At 63.0% G+C, this 16861-nt stretch carries 14 protein-coding genes; 4 read left to right on the top strand and 10 right to left on the bottom strand.

Going from position 1 to position 16861, the window contains the following annotated elements:
* Positions 1-191: 191 nt before the first annotated feature.
* A complete protein-coding gene (gene uvrB, locus AC1D0O_RS16940; protein WP_477654667.1) occupies positions 192-2315 on the bottom strand; it encodes an excinuclease ABC subunit UvrB in 2124 nt (707 codons plus the stop codon).
* A gap of 210 nt (positions 2316-2525) precedes the next feature.
* On the opposite strand from uvrB, the gene AC1D0O_RS16935 reads away from it, so the two are divergent.
* Together AC1D0O_RS16935 and AC1D0O_RS16930 are read left to right on the top strand one after the other, a co-directional pair.
* Positions 2526-3722 (top strand): amino acid aminotransferase, encoded by a 1197-nt coding sequence (locus AC1D0O_RS16935; RefSeq protein ID WP_477654666.1) that lies wholly within the window; start codon positions 2526-2528, stop codon positions 3720-3722.
* A gap of 89 nt (positions 3723-3811) precedes the next feature.
* Positions 3812-4306, top strand: a complete 495-nt coding sequence (locus AC1D0O_RS16930; RefSeq protein ID WP_477654665.1) for a nucleotidyltransferase family protein — start codon at positions 3812-3814, stop codon at positions 4304-4306.
* A gap of 4 nt (positions 4307-4310) precedes the next feature.
* On the opposite strand, the gene ygiD is transcribed toward AC1D0O_RS16930, so the two are convergent.
* Positions 4311-5165: a 4,5-DOPA-extradiol-dioxygenase gene (gene ygiD / locus AC1D0O_RS16925; protein WP_477654664.1), complete on the bottom strand. Its 855-nt coding sequence runs from the start codon at positions 5163-5165 to the stop codon at positions 4311-4313.
* 270 nt (positions 5166-5435) lie between these two features.
* On the opposite strand from ygiD, the gene AC1D0O_RS16920 reads away from it, so the two are divergent.
* Both AC1D0O_RS16920 and rsxB read left to right on the top strand, forming a co-directional pair.
* Positions 5436-6809 carry a polyhydroxyalkanoate depolymerase gene (locus AC1D0O_RS16920; protein ID WP_477654663.1) on the top strand — a complete coding sequence of 458 codons (1374 nt, stop codon included), beginning with the start codon at positions 5436-5438 and terminating at the stop codon, positions 6807-6809.
* A 52-nt stretch (positions 6810-6861) separates the two neighbouring features.
* Positions 6862-7554: an electron transport complex subunit RsxB gene (rsxB, locus tag AC1D0O_RS16915; RefSeq protein WP_477654662.1), complete on the top strand. Its 693-nt coding sequence runs from the start codon at positions 6862-6864 to the stop codon at positions 7552-7554.
* Here rsxB and AC1D0O_RS16910 read toward each other — a convergent pair.
* The 8 genes from AC1D0O_RS16910 to AC1D0O_RS16875 form a co-directional block, all read right to left on the bottom strand.
* Positions 7546-9069, bottom strand: coding sequence for a methyl-accepting chemotaxis protein (locus AC1D0O_RS16910; RefSeq protein WP_477654661.1), 1524 nt, complete (start codon positions 9067-9069; stop codon positions 7546-7548). The two genes, rsxB and AC1D0O_RS16910, sit on opposite strands and share 9 nt — an antisense overlap.
* A gap of 146 nt (positions 9070-9215) precedes the next feature.
* On the bottom strand, positions 9216-9686 hold the full coding sequence (locus tag AC1D0O_RS16905; protein ID WP_477654660.1) for a VOC family protein: 471 nt from the start codon (positions 9684-9686) through the stop codon (positions 9216-9218).
* Positions 9687-9852: 166 nt separating this feature from the next.
* Complete coding sequence (locus AC1D0O_RS16900) at positions 9853-11901, bottom strand: acetyl-CoA carboxylase biotin carboxylase subunit (RefSeq protein WP_477654659.1); 2049 nt, start codon at positions 11899-11901, stop codon at positions 9853-9855.
* Positions 11902-11940: 39 nt separating this feature from the next.
* Positions 11941-12768, bottom strand: a complete 828-nt coding sequence (locus tag AC1D0O_RS16895; RefSeq protein WP_477654658.1) for a YdcF family protein — start codon at positions 12766-12768, stop codon at positions 11941-11943.
* 3 nt (positions 12769-12771) lie between these two features.
* Positions 12772-14304, bottom strand: coding sequence for an acyl-CoA carboxylase subunit beta (locus AC1D0O_RS16890; RefSeq protein WP_477654657.1), 1533 nt, complete (start codon positions 14302-14304; stop codon positions 12772-12774).
* 30 nt (positions 14305-14334) lie between these two features.
* Complete coding sequence (locus AC1D0O_RS16885) at positions 14335-15207, bottom strand: alpha/beta hydrolase family protein (RefSeq protein WP_477654656.1); 873 nt, start codon at positions 15205-15207, stop codon at positions 14335-14337.
* Positions 15204-16232, bottom strand: coding sequence for a methylmalonyl Co-A mutase-associated GTPase MeaB (gene meaB, locus AC1D0O_RS16880; RefSeq protein WP_477654655.1), 1029 nt, complete (start codon positions 16230-16232; stop codon positions 15204-15206). The genes AC1D0O_RS16885 and meaB overlap by 4 nt, the downstream gene beginning before the upstream one ends.
* Complete coding sequence (locus tag AC1D0O_RS16875) at positions 16232-16699, bottom strand: GNAT family N-acetyltransferase (protein WP_477654654.1); 468 nt, start codon at positions 16697-16699, stop codon at positions 16232-16234. The genes meaB and AC1D0O_RS16875 overlap by 1 nt, the downstream gene beginning before the upstream one ends.
* Positions 16700-16861: the final 162 nt, after the last annotated feature.

The raw sequence follows: 16861 nt of genomic DNA, 5'->3' as shown, positions 1-16861 counted from the left end.
GCCCAGGTCAGTCAACCGGTATCGCGGGGGCTTTTTGTTGTTCTGGTATTGTTCTTGACTGTTTTCGTCAAGTATAACACAAGCAGGGTTTTTCCCGCTGGCGGCGCCAAAAACATGGGGCTAACCCGTAGACTCAGCCCCTCATTGCACCAATATGGTGCGATGAGGGGCTTCACTGGCGCGGTTGCGGCTCAGAGCCGGGCTTGGCCCGCAACGGTCACGGGCGGCACGTTGTCGGTGCCAGGGGCACCGAAAGCCTGCTCCTTGAGGCTGTGCAACTGGTCTCGGACCCGGGCGGCTTTCTCGAACTCCAGGTTCTTGGCGTGTTCGATCATCTGCTTTTCCAGGCGCTTGATTTCGCGAGCGATGTCCTTTTCGCTCATGTCCTCGACCAGCGCCTTCTGCATCTCGAGCTTTTCGGCTTCCTTGCCTGACTTCTCGCTGTAGACACCGTCGATAAGGTCACGGATGCGCTTGACCACGCTGCGTGGCGTGATGCCGTGCTCGAGGTTGAAGGCGATCTGCTTGTTGCGCCGCCGTTCGGTCTCGCCCATGGCTTTTTTCATGGAGTCGGTGATCCGGTCGGCATACAGGATGGCACGGCCGTTCAGGTTGCGGGCGGCCCGGCCTATGGTCTGGATCAGGCTGCGTTCGGCGCGCAAAAAACCCTCCTTGTCGGCGTCCAGGATGGCCACCAGGGACACTTCGGGAATATCCAGGCCCTCACGCAGCAGGTTGATGCCGACCAGCACGTCAAAAGCGCCCAGCCGCAGGTCGCGCAAGATTTCCACGCGCTCGACGGTGTCCACGTCGCTGTGCAGGTAACGCACCTTGACGCCGTTGTCGCTCAGATAGTCGGTCAGCTGCTCAGCCATGCGCTTGGTCAGCGTGGTGATCAGCACCCGCTCGTTTTTCTCGACCCGGATGCGGATTTCCTGCAGCACGTCGTCGACCTGGTGGGTGGCCGGCCGCACCTCGACCTGCGGATCGACCAGGCCGGTCGGCCTGACGACCTGCTCCACCACTTTGCCGGCGTGCTCCTGCTCGTAGGCCGCGGGCGTTGCCGAGACAAAAATGGCCTGCCGCATCTTGGCCTCGAACTCCTCAAACTTCAGCGGCCGGTTGTCCAGCGCGCTGGGCAACCGGAAGCCGTATTCCACCAGCGTGGTCTTGCGCGCCCGGTCGCCGTTGTACATGGCGTTGAGCTGGCCGATCATGACGTGGCTTTCGTCCAGGAACATCAGCGCGTCCTTGGGCAGGTAGTCGCATAGTGTCGAGGGCGGCGATCCCGGTGGCGAACCGCTCAGGTGGCGGGTGTAGTTCTCGATACCCTTGCAGTGGCCGATTTCGCTGAGCATTTCCAGGTCGAAACGGGTGCGCTGCTCGATGCGCTGGGCCTCCACCAGCTTGCCGTCGGCGATGAACTGTGCCACGCGCTCGGACAGCTCCAGCTTGATGGTTTCCACCGCCGTCATGACCTTGTCGCGCGGCGTGACGTAGTGGCTCTTGGGATAGACCACAAAGCGCGGGATTTTTTGGCGGATGCGGCCCGTCAGCGGGTCGAACAGTTGCAGCGATTCGATCTCGTCGTCGAACAGTTCGATGCGTATGGCCAGCTCGGAATGCTCGGCCGGGAAGACGTCGATCACATCGCCGCGCACCCGGAAAGTGCCGCGCGCGAAGTCCTGCTCGTTGCGCGTGTACTGCATGCGGATCAACCGCGCGATCACGTCGCGCTGGCCCATCTTGTCGCCTATGCGCGCGATAAAGCGCATCTGCGTGTAATCTTCCGGCGCGCCTATGCCGTAAATCGCGCTGACCGTGCCGACGATGATGGTGTCGCGCCGCTCCAGCACGCTCTTGGTGGCCGACAGGCGCATCTGCTCGATGTGCTCGTTGATGGCCGAGTCCTTTTCAATGAAAAGGTCGCGTTGCGGCACATAGGCCTCGGGCTGGTAGTAGTCGTAATAGCTGACGAAGTATTCAACCGCGTTCTTGGGGAAAAACTCGCGGAATTCGCTGTACAGCTGCGCCGCCAGCGTCTTGTTCGGCGCAAACACAATGGCCGGGCGGCCCAGGCGGGCGATCACATTGGCCATGGTGAAGGTCTTTCCCGAACCGGTCACACCCAGCAGGGTCTGGAACACCTCGCCGTCGTTGACGCCCTCTACCAGCTGCTCAATCGCCTGCGGCTGGTCGCCCGCCGGCGGATAGGGCTGGAACAATTCGAACGGCGAATCCGGGAAACGGATGAACTGGCCCTCGCCGGGGGCCGAACCTGCCACCTCGGTTATGACTTCTATAGCTTCTGGCATAAAACCTCGATCAAGCCCCGTTAAAATTCAGGGCAACCAAACAGAATACGACATTCGGCCGAAAATGGGAATTGCAATCCCCAATAGCCGCCGGATCGCCTTTTTGATACCTCTTGTAGCCTTTTTTTCCGGTCAGCTTGTGACCTAAATCCGTGGCCTGAATCCCCTATCGTCGCTTTCGCCTTCTTTTCACTTCTCTGAGGATATTTCATGTCTTTGTTTACCGCTGTCGAAATGGCCCCGCGTGACCCCATCCTGGGCCTGAATGAGCAGTTCAATGCCGATACCAATCCCGCCAAGGTCAACCTGGGCGTAGGCGTGTACTACGACGACAACGGCAAACTCCCCCTGCTGCAGTGCGTGCAGGCGGCCGAGAAACAGATGATGGCCGACCCCAAGGCCCGCGGCTACCTGCCGATCGACGGCATCGCCGCCTACGACGCCGCCGTCAAGGGCCTGGTGTTCGGCGTTGACAGCGAGCCCGTCAAGAGCGGCCGCGTTGCCACCGTGCAAGGCATTGGCGGCACCGGCGGCCTCAAGGTGGGCGCCGACTTCCTCAAGAAGCTCAGCCCCAATGCCAAGGTGCTGATTTCCGACCCAAGCTGGGAAAACCACCGCGCGCTGTTCAGCCAGGCCGGTTTTGTCGTTGAAAGCTATCCTTACTACGACGCAGCCAAGCGCGGCGTCAACTTCGAGGGCATGCTCGCCGCCCTCAATGCGGCCGCCGAAGGCACCATCGTCGTGCTGCACGCCTGCTGCCACAACCCGACCGGCTACGACATCACCGCCGCCCAGTGGGACCAAGTGATCGCCGCCGTCAAGGCGCGCAAGCTGACGCCTTTCCTCGACATGGCCTACCAGGGCTTTGGCCACGGCATTGCGGAAGACGGCGCCGTCATCGGCAAGTTTGTGGCCGCCGGCCTGAGCTTTTTCGTGTCGACGTCTTTTTCCAAGAGCTTCAGCCTCTATGGCGAACGCGTGGGCGCCCTGTCGGTGCTCTGCGAGTCCAAAGAAGAGGCTGACCGCGTGCTGTCGCAGCTCAAGCTGGTCATTCGCACCAACTACAGCAACCCGCAGATCCACGGCGGCATGGTGGTGGCCATGGTGCTCAATACGCCGGCGCTGCGCACCCAATGGGAGCAGGAGCTGGGCGAAATGCGCGTGCGCATCAAGGCCATGCGCCAAAAGCTCGTGGACGGCCTGAAGGCCGCCGGCGTCAAGGAAGACATGAGCTTCATCACCGCCCAGATCGGCATGTTCAGCTATTCCGGCCTCAACAAGGACCAGATGGTGCGCCTGCGCAATGAATTCGGCGTCTACGGCACCGACACTGGCCGCATGTGCGTGGCCGCGCTCAACAGCAAGAACATCGACTACGTCTGCGCGTCGATCGCCAAGGTCGTCTGATTTTCCTGACGCCTTCTGAGCCTGCCAGCCCGGATGGCTTCATCCGGGACGCCCTGCAAAACCGCCACAACCAGCGCATCCTGGCGCAGTTGCCCGCCCTGGGCCTGCCGGATGCCTGGCTGGTCGCGGGCTGCCTCTTCCAGACTGTCTGGAACCTGCGCTCAGGCAACCCGCCCGAAGCCCACATCAAGGACTACGACCTGTTCTACTTCGACCCCGCCGATCTTTCGGAGGCGGCTGAAGTCCGGGTCAATGATCGGGTGCAGTCCTGTTTTGCCAGCCAGGGCATCACGGTGGAAGCGAAAAACCAGGCCCGGGTCCATACCTGGTACCAGGACTACTTCAGTTTTCCCTATCCAGCCCTCAACAGTTCCCGGGACGGCATTGACCGTTTCCTGGTCACCAGCACCTGTGTGGGCGTGAAGGCGGGTAGCTCAGGCCTTGAGCTTTATGCGCCCAACAGCCTGGACGACCTGTACCAGGGCCGGCTCGGACCGAATCCGCTGTGCCCTCACCTGCCGCTGTTTGAAAAGAAGGCCAGGGCCTACCAAGAGCGCTGGCCCTGGCTGCGGATGAGCACCTGAACGCCTAACCCCACACCGCCGAGCGCATCGAGATCGACCCCGCCTGGAAGCTGGTGTTGAAAAAGCGCATAGCCTCCTTCCCGTCGGCGGCGCCTGCGGCATACAGCAGGGGCAAGTAGTGCTCATGGGTGGGATGTGCCATTTTGGCGACCTGGCCCAGCTTCTGGAAGTTCTGCAGCGCATCAAGGTTGCCCTGCTGCAGGTAGCCGCCCGTGATCTGGTCAAACTCCAGCGCCCAGTCGTAAGCCTGGCTGCCCGTCGCGCCGCGCTGCATCTGGCGCAGGTTGTGCACGATGTTGCCGCTGGCCACCACCAGCACCCCGCGCTCGCGCAAGGCCTTGAGCTGTTTTGCCAACGCGTAGTGGTCCTCGGGTGCGCGGCCGTAGTCCATGCTGAGCTGGATCACCGGAATGTCCGCATCCGGGAACATGGGCTTGAGCACCGACCAGGCACCATGGTCCAGCCCCCATTCGCCTTCATCGATGCCCAGCGGCGCCGAGGCCCGCTGGCGCACCAGCTGGCTGATGGCCTGCGCGGCGGCCGGATCACCGGGCGCGGGGTATTGCTGGTCGAACAGCTCCTGCGGAAAACCGCCGAAGTCGTGGATGGTCTTGGGCTTGTCCATGCCGGTCAGCCACCAGCCTTCGGTCAGCCAATGGGCGGAAATGCACAAAATCAGCTGCGGTTTGGGGTATTTCGTCCCAAATTCGGCGCCCAGCGCCTGCCAGCTGCGCCGGTATTCGTTGTCGCCGATGGCGTTCATGGGGCTGCCGTGGCCCACAAAAAGCACCGGCATCCTGTCGGATTTCTTCAGGGAGGCCAGTCGGTCCAGCGCGGAGGCGTCAATAGTGGGGAGCATGTTGTTGTTTCCTGTTCGGGTCTGCGGTCCCAGAGGGTCGGCAAAACCGCTGGCCGGAGGCAGAATGGTAAGTGTTCCTACAATTTTGCAGGTGGCGGCGGTTTATCGGTAAACAAGCCCCGGCCCGCCTGCGTGGCGCTTTGGCACCAATCCCGTGAAAAGCGCCCGGAATTGGTGGTTATCCTCAAATCAGTGCGGCACCTGCCTGTTATATTGCACTGCAACATACTACGTTTTACTTCATAACGACATAACCAAGGTTGATCCCCGATGCTGTACCAAGTCTATGAAACCCAGCGCACCTTGATGGAGCCCTTTGTTGACTTCGCACAGGCTGCCGCCAAGCTCTACGGCAACCCCCTGTCGCCGCTCGGGCAAAACCCTTTCGCCCAGCGCGTGGCGGCCGGTTACAGCCTGATTTACCGGCTGGGCAAGGATTATGAAAAACCGGCCTTCGACATCCGCACCGTCGACGTCAACGGCACCGAAGTCAGCATCCACGAACGCGTGGAAATCGACAAACCCTTTTGTGAACTGCGTCGTTTCAAGCGTTTCACCGACGATCCCGCCACGCTGACGGGCCTGAAGGGCGAGCCCGCGGTGCTGATCGTGGCGCCGCTGTCCGGCCACTACGCCACCTTGCTGCGCGACACCGTGCGCACCATGCTCAAGGACCACAAGGTCTACATCACCGACTGGAAAAACGCGCGCACCGTGCCGCTGTCCGACGGCTCCTTCCACCTCGACGACTACGTCAACTACGTGCAGGAATTCATTCGCCACATCCAGGGCATTTACGGCAACTGCCACGTCATCAGCGTCTGCCAGCCCACCGTGCCGGTGCTGGCGGCCGTGTCGCTGATGGCTTCGCGCGGCGAGACCACCCCGCTAAGCATGACCATGATGGGCGGCCCCATCGATGCGCGAAAATCGCCCACGGCCGTGAACAACCTGGCCATGAACAAGAGCTACGAGTGGTTTGAAAACAATGTGATTTACCGCGTGCCCAGCAACTTCCCGGGCGCCGGCCGCCGCGTCTACCCCGGCTTTTTGCAGCACACCGGCTTTGTCGCGATGAACCCCGACCGCCACGCCAGCAGCCATTACGACTACTTCAAGGACCTGCTCAAGGGTGACGACGCCAGCGCCGAGGCACACCGCAAGTTCTACGACGAATACAACGCCGTGCTCGACATGGACGCCGATTACTACCTGGAAACCATCAAGACGGTGTTCCAGGAATTCAAGCTGGTCAACGGCAACTGGGACGTCAAGAACGTGGACGGCGAACTCGAGCGCGTGCGCCCCGAAGACATCAAGACCACGGCCCACTTCACCGTCGAAGGCGAACTCGACGACATCTCCGGTTCGGGCCAGACAGAGGCGGCCCACAGCCTTTGCTACAACATCCCCAAGGGCCTGCAAAAGCACCTCGAAGTCAAGGGCGCGGGCCACTACGGCATCTTCAGCGGCCGCCGCTGGCGCGACATCGTCTACCCGCAGGTCAAGGCTTTTATTCTTGAGAACAACAAGCTTTCTGCTCCGGCGAAACGGGCCGCAGCGGCAAAGCCTGCCGCCAAATCCACCGCCAAGCCCGCTGCAAAGCCAGCGACAAAAAAGACCGCGCACAGCAAACAAGCCTGAACACGCCGCTAGCGGCAGGCCCTGGGGCCATGACTGGTAGGACAATAGGCCGGTGACTTCCCCCATAGCCTCCCGCCTGGCTGAGCGGCTCAATGCCGCCCTGCCCCAGACCCAGTGCACCCGCTGCGGTTATCCCGATTGCGCGGCCTATGCCGAGGCCATGGCCTCCGGTGACGCCGCCATCAACCAATGCCCGCCGGGCGGCGCCGAAGGCGTTCGGCGCCTTGCGGCCATCACCGGCCAACCCGTCCTGCCCCTGAATCCCGCCAACGGCACGGAAGGCCCGCGCGCCATGGCCGTCATCGACGAGAACTGGTGCATAGGCTGCACCCTGTGCCTCAAGGCCTGCCCGACCGACGCCATCATGGGCAGCAACAAGATGATGCACACCGTGATCGAGCCCTGGTGCACGGGCTGCGAGCTGTGCATCCCGGTATGCCCGGTCGACTGCATCAGCCTGGAAAACATCACTGGCGCGCGCACCGGCTGGGACGCATGGTCGCCGCAGCAAGCCGACACGGCGCGCAGCCGCTATGAGTTTCACAGCCGGCGTTACCCCAGGGAAAGCGCCGCCATCCCGCAGGAAACCACCGAAAGCTCCCAGCAGTTTCAAGCGGACGACAGGCCGGCCGCTCCCGCATCCGCTTCGTCAACCGATGACGGCAGCACCGAGCGCAAGCGCGCCGTGATCGAAGCCGCGCTGGCACGCGCCCGCGCCAAGCGCGGCCCCGCCGCCTCAGGCTGACACGATGTTTTTGTAGACGCCGCAGCCCACGAAGATATCCCCGGCCTGCTGCACAAAGGACATCTTGGTCTGGACCTTGCCCGTGGCCGGGTTGGTGATGTCGTACTCGACCCAGCCCGGCTCCTCGCCGGCCTGCGAAACAATGGCCTCCAGCAGCCCCTGCCCGTCGATGCCGGGGATGTCCTGCACACGCGTGCCCAGCTTGGCCGGGTTGCCGCCAAACGCCAGGTAGGTGCCGCGGCTGTCCAGCGCAAAGACATACATGTCGCGGTCATGGAAACCCTTGGCGGGGTTGGTGAGGTCGCGCAGGAAAACATCCCTGGGCATGTTGCGGCCATGCGCGATGGCCCGCCCCACCATGGCACACGCCTCCTCGGCCGATCCCTGCTGCAGCCTGAAGCCGGCCACCGACTGGACCAGGGTGCTTGCCCGTCCCTCAAGCCTGGTGGCTTGTGCCACGGCGCGCTCCACCATCTGCGCGTTGTCCTGGGTGATTTTGTCGAGCTGCCGGACCGCCGTCGTGATTTCGCCCAGGCTGGCGCTTTGCTCGGTGCTGGACTTCGAAATCTGCGCCATATTGGTCGCCACGTCGCGGATGCCGGAAACCATGTGCGTGATGCTGCTTCCCGCCGTGCGTATGGTTTGCACGCTGGCCTCCACCTGGCGCGAAGACTCGCCGATCAGCTGGCGGATTTCCTTCGCCGACTCGGCCGACCGTTTGGCAAGCGAGCGCACCTCGGCGGCCACCACCGCGAAACCACGGCCCGACTCGCCCGCTCGGGCAGCCTCCACCGCGGCATTGAGGGCCAGGATATTGGTCTGGAAAGCCAGGCTGTCGATCACGCCGACGATCTCGTCCATGCGCCTGGCGCCGCCATGAATAGCCTCCACGGAAGCGACGGCCTCGGTCATGGCCGAGGCGCCGGCCTCCGCCAGGTCCCGCACCTGGGCTGCCTGCAGATTGGCCTGGCCGGCCCTGCCGGCGTTGTCCCGGACGGTGGAAGACAGCTGTTCGACGCTGGCCGCCGTCTGCTCCAGGTTGGCGGCCTGCTGTTCGGTACGGTCCGACAGCTCACGGTTGCCTCTGGCCATGCTCTGGCCCGAATGCGCCACAAATGCCGCGTTGCTGCGCACATTGGCCACCATGCCCGAGAGTGTGTGGCTGAGTGCGGACGTGGAGGCCAGCAGGCGGCCCAACTCGTCGGCGCCGCGGCCTGCGGGCTCGAGGCGCAAATCGCCGGCCACCATCTTGCCCGTGGCCCTGGCCAGCTGATCGATGCCGTCGGCCATCACGCAACGGAAGGCGAGCAGAAAGTAAAGCAGCAGCGCGAGAATCAAGCCGCATGCCGTTGCCAGCGCAGCCAGGCCCTCAGCCGGCCTGGATGCCAGCGTGAACTGCAGCACGACGAGCAAAGGCGGCAGGGCCGACAAAACCGCAAGCCACGCGAGCTTTCCCCCAAGCTGCAGGCGACGGAGCAGCCGGGTGCCAGGATTCAACAGCGTGCCGGGATTCATCAGAGAGTCTTCTTCAGGTGGAAGCGCAGGCTGTGCTTCTCTTGAAACCATTGTGAAGAATTGCGCGGCGGCCAATTGAGGAAAAAGAGGGCTTAAGCGCGCCCTCATTCAGGGGCGGCCCGGCCCGCCCCCTGCCCTCTCCGCGTTTACCCCAGGGCCGCGAAGGCCTTGATGACTTCAGGCGGCGCCTGCACCATCTCGACCAGCACGCCCTCACCCGCAATCGGAAATTCGTCGCTGGCCTTGGGGTGCAAAAAGCAGATGTCAAATCCCGCGGCCCCCTTGCGTATGCCGCCCGGCGCAAAACGCACGCCCTTGGCCGTAAGCCATTCCACGGCTTTGGGCAGGTCGTCTATCCACAGGCCCACGTGGTTGAGCGGCGTGGTGTGCACCGCGGGTTTCTTGTCCATGTCCAGCGGCTGCATGAGGTCGACCTCGACCTTGAACGGGCCGCTGCCGATGGCGCAGATGTCCTCGTCCACGTTCTCACGCTCACTGACGAAGTTGCCGGTGATTTCCAGCCCCAGCATGTCGACCCACAGCGTGCGCAGGCGGTCCTTGCTGGCGGCGCCTATGGCGATTTGCTGGATACCCAGTACCTTGAATGGACGCGTCATTTAATTTTCCTCAACCAACAATTACTATCGCCGGCAACCCAAGTTGACAGGGGCGGGGAGTTCTCCAAGCAGGGGCCGCGGAACCGGCTTTGCCGGGCCGCAGGCGCAGCGGCCCCCTCGGGGGGCAGGAAGCTACGCGAAGCGAGCGACCGTGGGGGCCACATATTCAGACGAATTCCACAATCGGCTGGTCCACGCTCAGCGATTCGCCCTTGGCGGCCAGCACTTTGCCGACCACACCGTCGGCCACAGCGAACAACACGTTTTCCATCTTCATGGCTTCAATCACGGCCACGCGCTCGCCGGCCTGTACTTTCTGTCCCACCTGCACCGCCACGTCCACCAGCAGGCCTGGCATGGGCGACAGCACATAACGGCTCATGTCGGGCGGCGCCTTGTAAGGCATCAGGGCATGCAGCTGCGCCGCGCGCGGCGTCAGCACCAGCGCGTCCAGGCGTGTGCCGTTGTGGGCGATGCGGATGGCCAGCGGATTGCGGCCCACGCCGCGCTCCACCTGCGCCGCAAAAGGCTGGCCGTTGACGGTGCCGCGGATGCGCGCGCCGCCCAGGTGCCAGTTGCTGCAGATTTCATAACTCTGCGCACCCACCTCGACCGTGCCGGAACCGGTTTGCGCCTGGTAGTTGCGCACCGTCACCGGGTGTGTGGTGTTCTGCCCGGCCGCACCCAGGCCGACCACGGCGAATTCTTCGCCCACCGTCACGCCATGGCCCGGCAACTGGCCGCTGATGCCGGCCGCGCGGCCCAGCATGCGGCGATTGACATAGGCCGCCAACGCCAGCAGGAAAGACGGGTCCTCGTGCGGCACGTCCTCGGCGTGAAAGCCCTTGCTGTAGTTCTCGGCGATAAAACCGGTGTTGAAATCGCCCGCGACGAATTTTGGATGCGCCAGCAAGGCCGCCTGGAAAGGAATGTTGCTCGAGATCCCGCGGATCACAAAGCCGTTGAGCGCCTCGCGCATTTTCGCGATCGCCTCCTTGCGGTCCTTGCCATGCACGATGAGCTTGGCGATCATCGAGTCGTAAAACATCGGGATCTCGCCGCCGTCCTGCACGCCGGTGTCCACACGCACGCCGAACAGCTGCGAGGTGTCGGCCGCGAACATGGTTTCCTTGGGCGGCTGGAAGCGCACCAGCCGGCCCGTCGAAGGCAGGAAGCTGCGGAACGGGTCTTCGGCGTTGATGCGGCATTCGATGGCCCAGCCATTGCGCTGCACGTCTTTCTGCGCGATCGGCAGCTTCTCGCCGGCCGCCACACGGATCATCAGCTCCACCAGGTCCAGCCCCGTGATGCATTCCGTCACCGGGTGCTCGACCTGAAGCCGGGTGTTCATTTCGAGGAAGTAAAAGCTCTGGTCCTTGCCGACCACAAACTCCACCGTACCGGCGCTCTGGTATTTCACGGCTTTGGCCAGCGCAACCGCCTGCTCGCCCATGGCCTTGCGCGTCGCGTCGCTGATGAAGGGCGACGGCGCCTCTTCGATCACCTTCTGGTGGCGCCGCTGGATGGAGCATTCGCGCTCGTTGAGGTAGACCACATTGCCGTGGCTGTCGCCCAGCAACTGGATCTCGATGTGGCGGGGTTCTTCGACAAACTTCTCGATAAAGACGCGGTCGTCACCAAAGCTGTTGCGCGCCTCATTGCGGCAGGAAGTGAAGCCCTCGAACGCCTCTTTGTCGTTGAAGGCCACACGCAAGCCTTTGCCGCCGCCACCCGCGCTGGCCTTGATCATCACCGGGTAGCCAATTCCCTTGGCAATTTCCACCGCTTTCTCGGCGGTTTCAATCGCATCATTCACGCCGGGAATGCAGTTGACCCCCGCCGCGCCGGCCAGCTTTTTAGACTCGATCTTGTCGCCCATGGCGGCAATCGAATAATGCTTGGGGCCTATGAAGATAATGCCTTCTTCTTCGACCCGCTTGGCAAAGCCCGCGTTCTCGCTAAGGAATCCATAACCTGGATGCACGGCTTGCGCGCCCGTCTGCTTGCAGGCCGCGATGATCTTGTCGGCCTGCAGATAGCTATCACGGCTGGGCGCCGGGCCTATGTTGACGGCCTCGTCAGCCAGTTCGACGTGGCGTGCGTCCTTGTCGGCGTCGGAATACACCGCGACGGTTTTGATGCCCATCTTGCGGGCGGTCTTGATCACGCGGCAAGCGATCTCACCTCGATTTGCAATGAGTATTTTGGTAAACATGATATTTCCAGTCGATTTTCTTTTTTGATACGCGGCAGCTCAGTATTCCCGCAGCAACCAGCCTGAAAAGCAGGCGAAATACTCGCGTGTCCATGCGTTGTAGCGCATATAAAGCGGTGTCAAGGCACCCGCCGTGCGCACATGGGACCAGCCCGATTTTTCGGCAATCCAGCCGGCGCGCAGCGTGTGAAAGTCGCTGGTCACCAGCACCATGGGCACATCCCGTTTCACACCCGCAGCCTCCAACAGACGCGCCGAAAACACCAGGTTTTCATACGTACTCGTGCTTTGGTCTTCCAGATTGATGCGCGCGGCATCCAGCCCAAGGCCGACCAGGTAGTCGGCCATCACACGTGCTTCAGGAATCTTCTGCTTGAAGTCCGTTCCGCCGCTGACCACGACCCGCGCCCGGGGATGTTGCCCGGCGAGGCTATAGGCCAGTTTGAGGCGCTCCGCCAGGGTCGGGGAGGCTTGCCCGTTCGGCGTGCTTGAGCCAAGAACCACGATGACCCGCGGGTCTGCATCTCCCGCAGCCGAGGGCTGCAGCCGCTGCAGGACGACAAAAAAGACCAGCAGGGAAGCCAGCCACAGGAAGAACCCGATGAGTACCAGCCGCCAGGCGAACAATCGCCAGCGGCGTCCGCGCAGCCACCTATGCCAACGTTCGGCGAACAATGAAAGCGCGATCAGCGCCGTCGCGATGACTGCCGGCACGATCACGCCGAGGTGCGTGACTTTGACCGTCACGAGGTAAAGGCAGTCGACCAGCAACAGGAGGCCGATCGCCAGCTGCAGCCAGCGCATGGCCCCTGCACGGTAGCTGCCGGGTGTCGGGCCAGAAATGTCCAAGGCGGAAATTCCGGACATGGCTTACAGCGGGATGTTCCCGTGCTTGCGCCACGGGTTCTCGATCTTTTTGTCGCGCAGCATGACCAGCGAGCGGCAGATGCGCTTTCGGGTTTCGTGCGGCAGGATCACGTCGTCGATAAAGCCGCGCGCACCGGCCACAAAGGGGTTGGCGAAGCGGGCCTTGTATTCGGCCTCTTTGGCGGCCAGCTTGGCCGGGTCGCCCTTGTCTTCACGGAAGATGATTTCCACCGCACCCTTGGCGCCCATCACCGCGATCTCGGCGTTGGGCCAGGCGAAGTTGACGTCGCCGCGCAGATGCTTGGACGCCATCACGTCATAGGCGCCGCCGTAGGCCTTGCGCGTGATCACGGTGATCTTGGGCACGGTGCATTCCGCATACGCGTACAGCAGCTTGGCGCCGTGCTTGATGATGCCGCCGTATTCCTGGCTGGTGCCTGGCATGAAGCCGGGCACGTCGACAAAGGTGATCACCGGGATGTTGAAGGCATCGCAAAAGCGCACAAAGCGCGCGGCCTTGATGGAACTCTTGATGTCCAGGCAACCGGCCAGCACCAGGGGCTGGTTGGCGACGATGCCCACCGTCTGCCCTTCCATGCGGGCAAAACCGATGATGATGTTCTTTGCATACTCGGGCTGGATCTCGAAAAAATCACCGTCGTCCACCGTCTTGACGATGAGTTCCTTCATGTCGTACGGCTTGTTCGGGTTCTCAGGCACCAGCGTGTCCAGGCTCAGGTCCATGCGGCCGGCCGGGTCGGCGCTGGGGCGTATGGGCGCTTTTTCGCGGTTGTTCAGCGGCAGGTAGTTGTACAGGCGGCGCAGCATCAGCAGCGCCTCGACGTCGTTCTCGAACGCCAGGTCGGCCACGCCGCTGCGTGTGGTGTGGGTGGTGGCACCGCCCAGTTCCTCGGCCGTGACCTCTTCATGCGTCACGGTCTTGACGACCTCGGGGCCCGTGACAAACATATAGGAGCTGTCCTTGACCATGAAGATGAAGTCGGTCATGGCCGGCGAATACACCGCGCCGCCTGCGCAGGGGCCCATGACCATGCTGATCTGCGGCACCACGCCGGAAGCCATCACGTTGCGCTGGAACACGTCGGCATAGCCGCCCAGCGAGGCCACGCCTTCCTGGATGCGGGCGCCGCCCGAGTCGTTGAGGCCGATGACGGGTGCCCCCACCTTCATGGCCTGGTCCATGACCTTGCAGATCTTCTCGGCATGGGCTTCGCTCAAGGCGCCGCCGAACACCGTGAAATCCTGGCTGAAAACAAACACCAGGCGGCCGTTGATCATGCCGTAGCCGGTGACCACACCGTCGCCGGGAATCTTGTTGTCCTGCATGCCGAAGTCGGTGCAGCGATGCTCGACGAACATGTCCCATTCTTCAAACGTGCCTTCATCCAGCAGCAGCTCCAGCCGCTCGCGCGCCGTCAGCTTGCCTTTGCCGTGCTGCGCATCTATGCGCTTCTGGCCGCCGCCCAGGCGTGCCGCGGCGCGTTTCTTTTCGAGTTGCTCAAGGATTTCTTGCATGGTGTGTTCCGCAGTGTCGACAGTGAAAACTTACTTGGTTGAATCAAACAATAGGCGCGCGGCGGCCTGGCTCATTCGGCGCGAGTCGTGCCCCACGCCCGGCACCGTGACGCGCTCCCAGGCCAGGGGTGTAGCCAGCTTCTGCGCCTGCGCCTGGGCCTGCGCGAAGAAGTTGGAGCCGCGCTCAAACCGGTTTACGCCCTGTGCCGTGGCCTGCCTGGCCTTGGGAAGGTTGGCCGCGTCGGTCTGGATGTCGGCTTCACCGAGCAACACGACCAGCTTGCGCGCAAAAACCTGCTTGAGCTTGTCGGGGCTGACGATGCTCTCGTCCAGCGCGTAAGGAAACTTGTCGTCCATCAGGCCTGGATAGCGGGGCATGGTGTAACTGCCGGCATTGGCCGCCACGGCGACGGAAACGCGGGGCGCATCCGTCAGCAGCATGAAGCGATGCACGAACTGCCCGCCGGCCGAGTGGCCGAAGAGCAGGTAATCGGGTGCAGTGAGCCGCTCTTCGGCACGGACGAAGTCAAAAAGATGTTCGATGATCTGGAAGGACCATTTGCTGCGGTCGCGCGTCTCGATGCCGCCCATATTGAACAGCCGGGAAGAAAATCGCGCCTCGTCGAACTCCGGGGCCAGCACGATGAGCTTGTTTTTCTCGGCAAAAGGCATCCAGTTGTCGCGCATGCGCGAACCCTGGCGCTCCGCGCCATGGATCACCATCATCACCCTGGCATCGGGGCCGGCGCTGCGTGCCTTGTAGTAATGCACGGTGACCGGTTTGTCCGCGAAATAGCCCTTGTCCGTGAAAACAAAGCTCTGAGGCTCGCCGGCGACCATGCCACCCGCCCAGGCCAGGCAGGCCTGCAAAAGCAGAACGCAGAGGATGGCTATCTTCTTCATTGGTCCCATCCCTTGGCGGCAAGCGCCAGCAAACTACGGGCGGCTGTCGAGGCCGCGACTTCGCCGCGCGCCACCTCGGCCAGCAGGCCGGGCAGGCGCTCGCGCACCTGCGGGTCCCGGCGGAAAGCCTGCTTGAGGCCGGCATCTATGCGCTCCCACATCCAGGAGAGCGACTGCTGCTGGCGCCGGGCAGCGAGGCGGCCGTTGGCGGCCTGCAAAGCCTTGAACTGCGTCACGGCTTTCCAGAAGACGTCCACGCCTTTGTTATGAAGTGCGCTGAGCTGGATGACCTGCGGATGCCAGTTTTTGTCGAAGTTGGCGGCCTGCGCGCTGTCCATGGCGTTGTTGACCAGGCCGAACAGGCGCATCGCCGAGGTGATCTGCGCCTCGGCCCGCATGGCCGCGTCGGCGTCGATGTCTGCCTTGTTGATGATGACCAGGTCGGCCAGCTCCATCACGCCTTTTTTGATCGCCTGCAGGTCGTCGCCGGCATTGGGCAGCTGCATCAGCACAAACATGTCGGTCATGTTGGCGACGGCGGTTTCGCTCTGGCCCACGCCCACGGTCTCGACGATCACCACGTCGTAGCCGGCGGCTTCGCAGACCAGCATGGCCTCGCGCGTCTTTTCGGCCACGCCGCCCAGGTTTCCGCTGGAGGGGCTGGGCCGGATGTAGGCACGCTCGTGCACCGAGAGCTTTTCCATGCGGGTCTTGTCGCCCAGGATGGAGCCGCCCGAGACGGAAGAGGAAGGGTCGACGGTGAGCACCGCGACACGGTGACCCTGTGCGATCAGGTACAAGCCCAGCACTTCGATAAAGGTGGATTTTCCGACCCCGGGCACGCCGCTGATGCCCAGGCGCATGGCCTTGCCGGTGTGGGGAAGCAAGGCTGTCAGCAGTTCGTCGCCCTGGGCGCGGTGGTCGGCGCGGGTGGACTCCAGCAGCGTGATGGCCTTGGCGATGGCGCGGCGCTGGGCCATCGCGTCCGGGCCCATGATGGCCTGGAGGAAATCAGGCGCTGCCATCACGCCACGCGCTCCACCGCGGGCCATTCGTAATGCAGGTCGACGCCCTCTTCTCCTTGCAGCACAAAACCGTGGCGCAAATAGAAGCGGTTGGCATCGCTTTCTTTCAGCGCGGTCAGCCTGACAGCCAGACCGCGCTCGCGCGCCTGGGCCAGCACCTGGCCAAGCACCCAGGCGCCTATGCCCTGGCCGCTGGCCTTGCTGCGCAGGTAAAGATGGTCAAGCCGCAGGGTCGCCTCGCCTTCGGGCTTGAGCGTGAAAAAACCCACGCGCTCACCGTCCAGCAGGATGTGTTGCATGTACTGCGGAAAAAACCCCGCGGACAGGCGCTCGCGCGACCGTGCGAGGTCAAAGCGGCCGACACGCTCCAGGCTGGGCCGCATCGCGTCTATGCGCAAGGCCAGCATGTCCTCGAAGTCGCCGGCAACAACCGGCTGCAAGGACAGGCGGGAACTGATATCCGTCACCGCACACTCCTTTCGCAACAGCGGCTTGAATCTGGTCCCGCACATCCGCGGTGCCGGCCAGAATCAACACGGATGAACTCCACCAGCGTGACGGCCTTGGCGATGGCGCGGCGCGGGGCAGCGCCCGCACTCTGCCCCAACACGTCATCATGAAAATCAACA

This window comes from Polaromonas sp. P1_F2, assembly GCF_056405735.1.
Note: the sequence above shows the minus strand (reverse complement) of the source record. Positions and strands in the feature narration are given on the sequence as shown.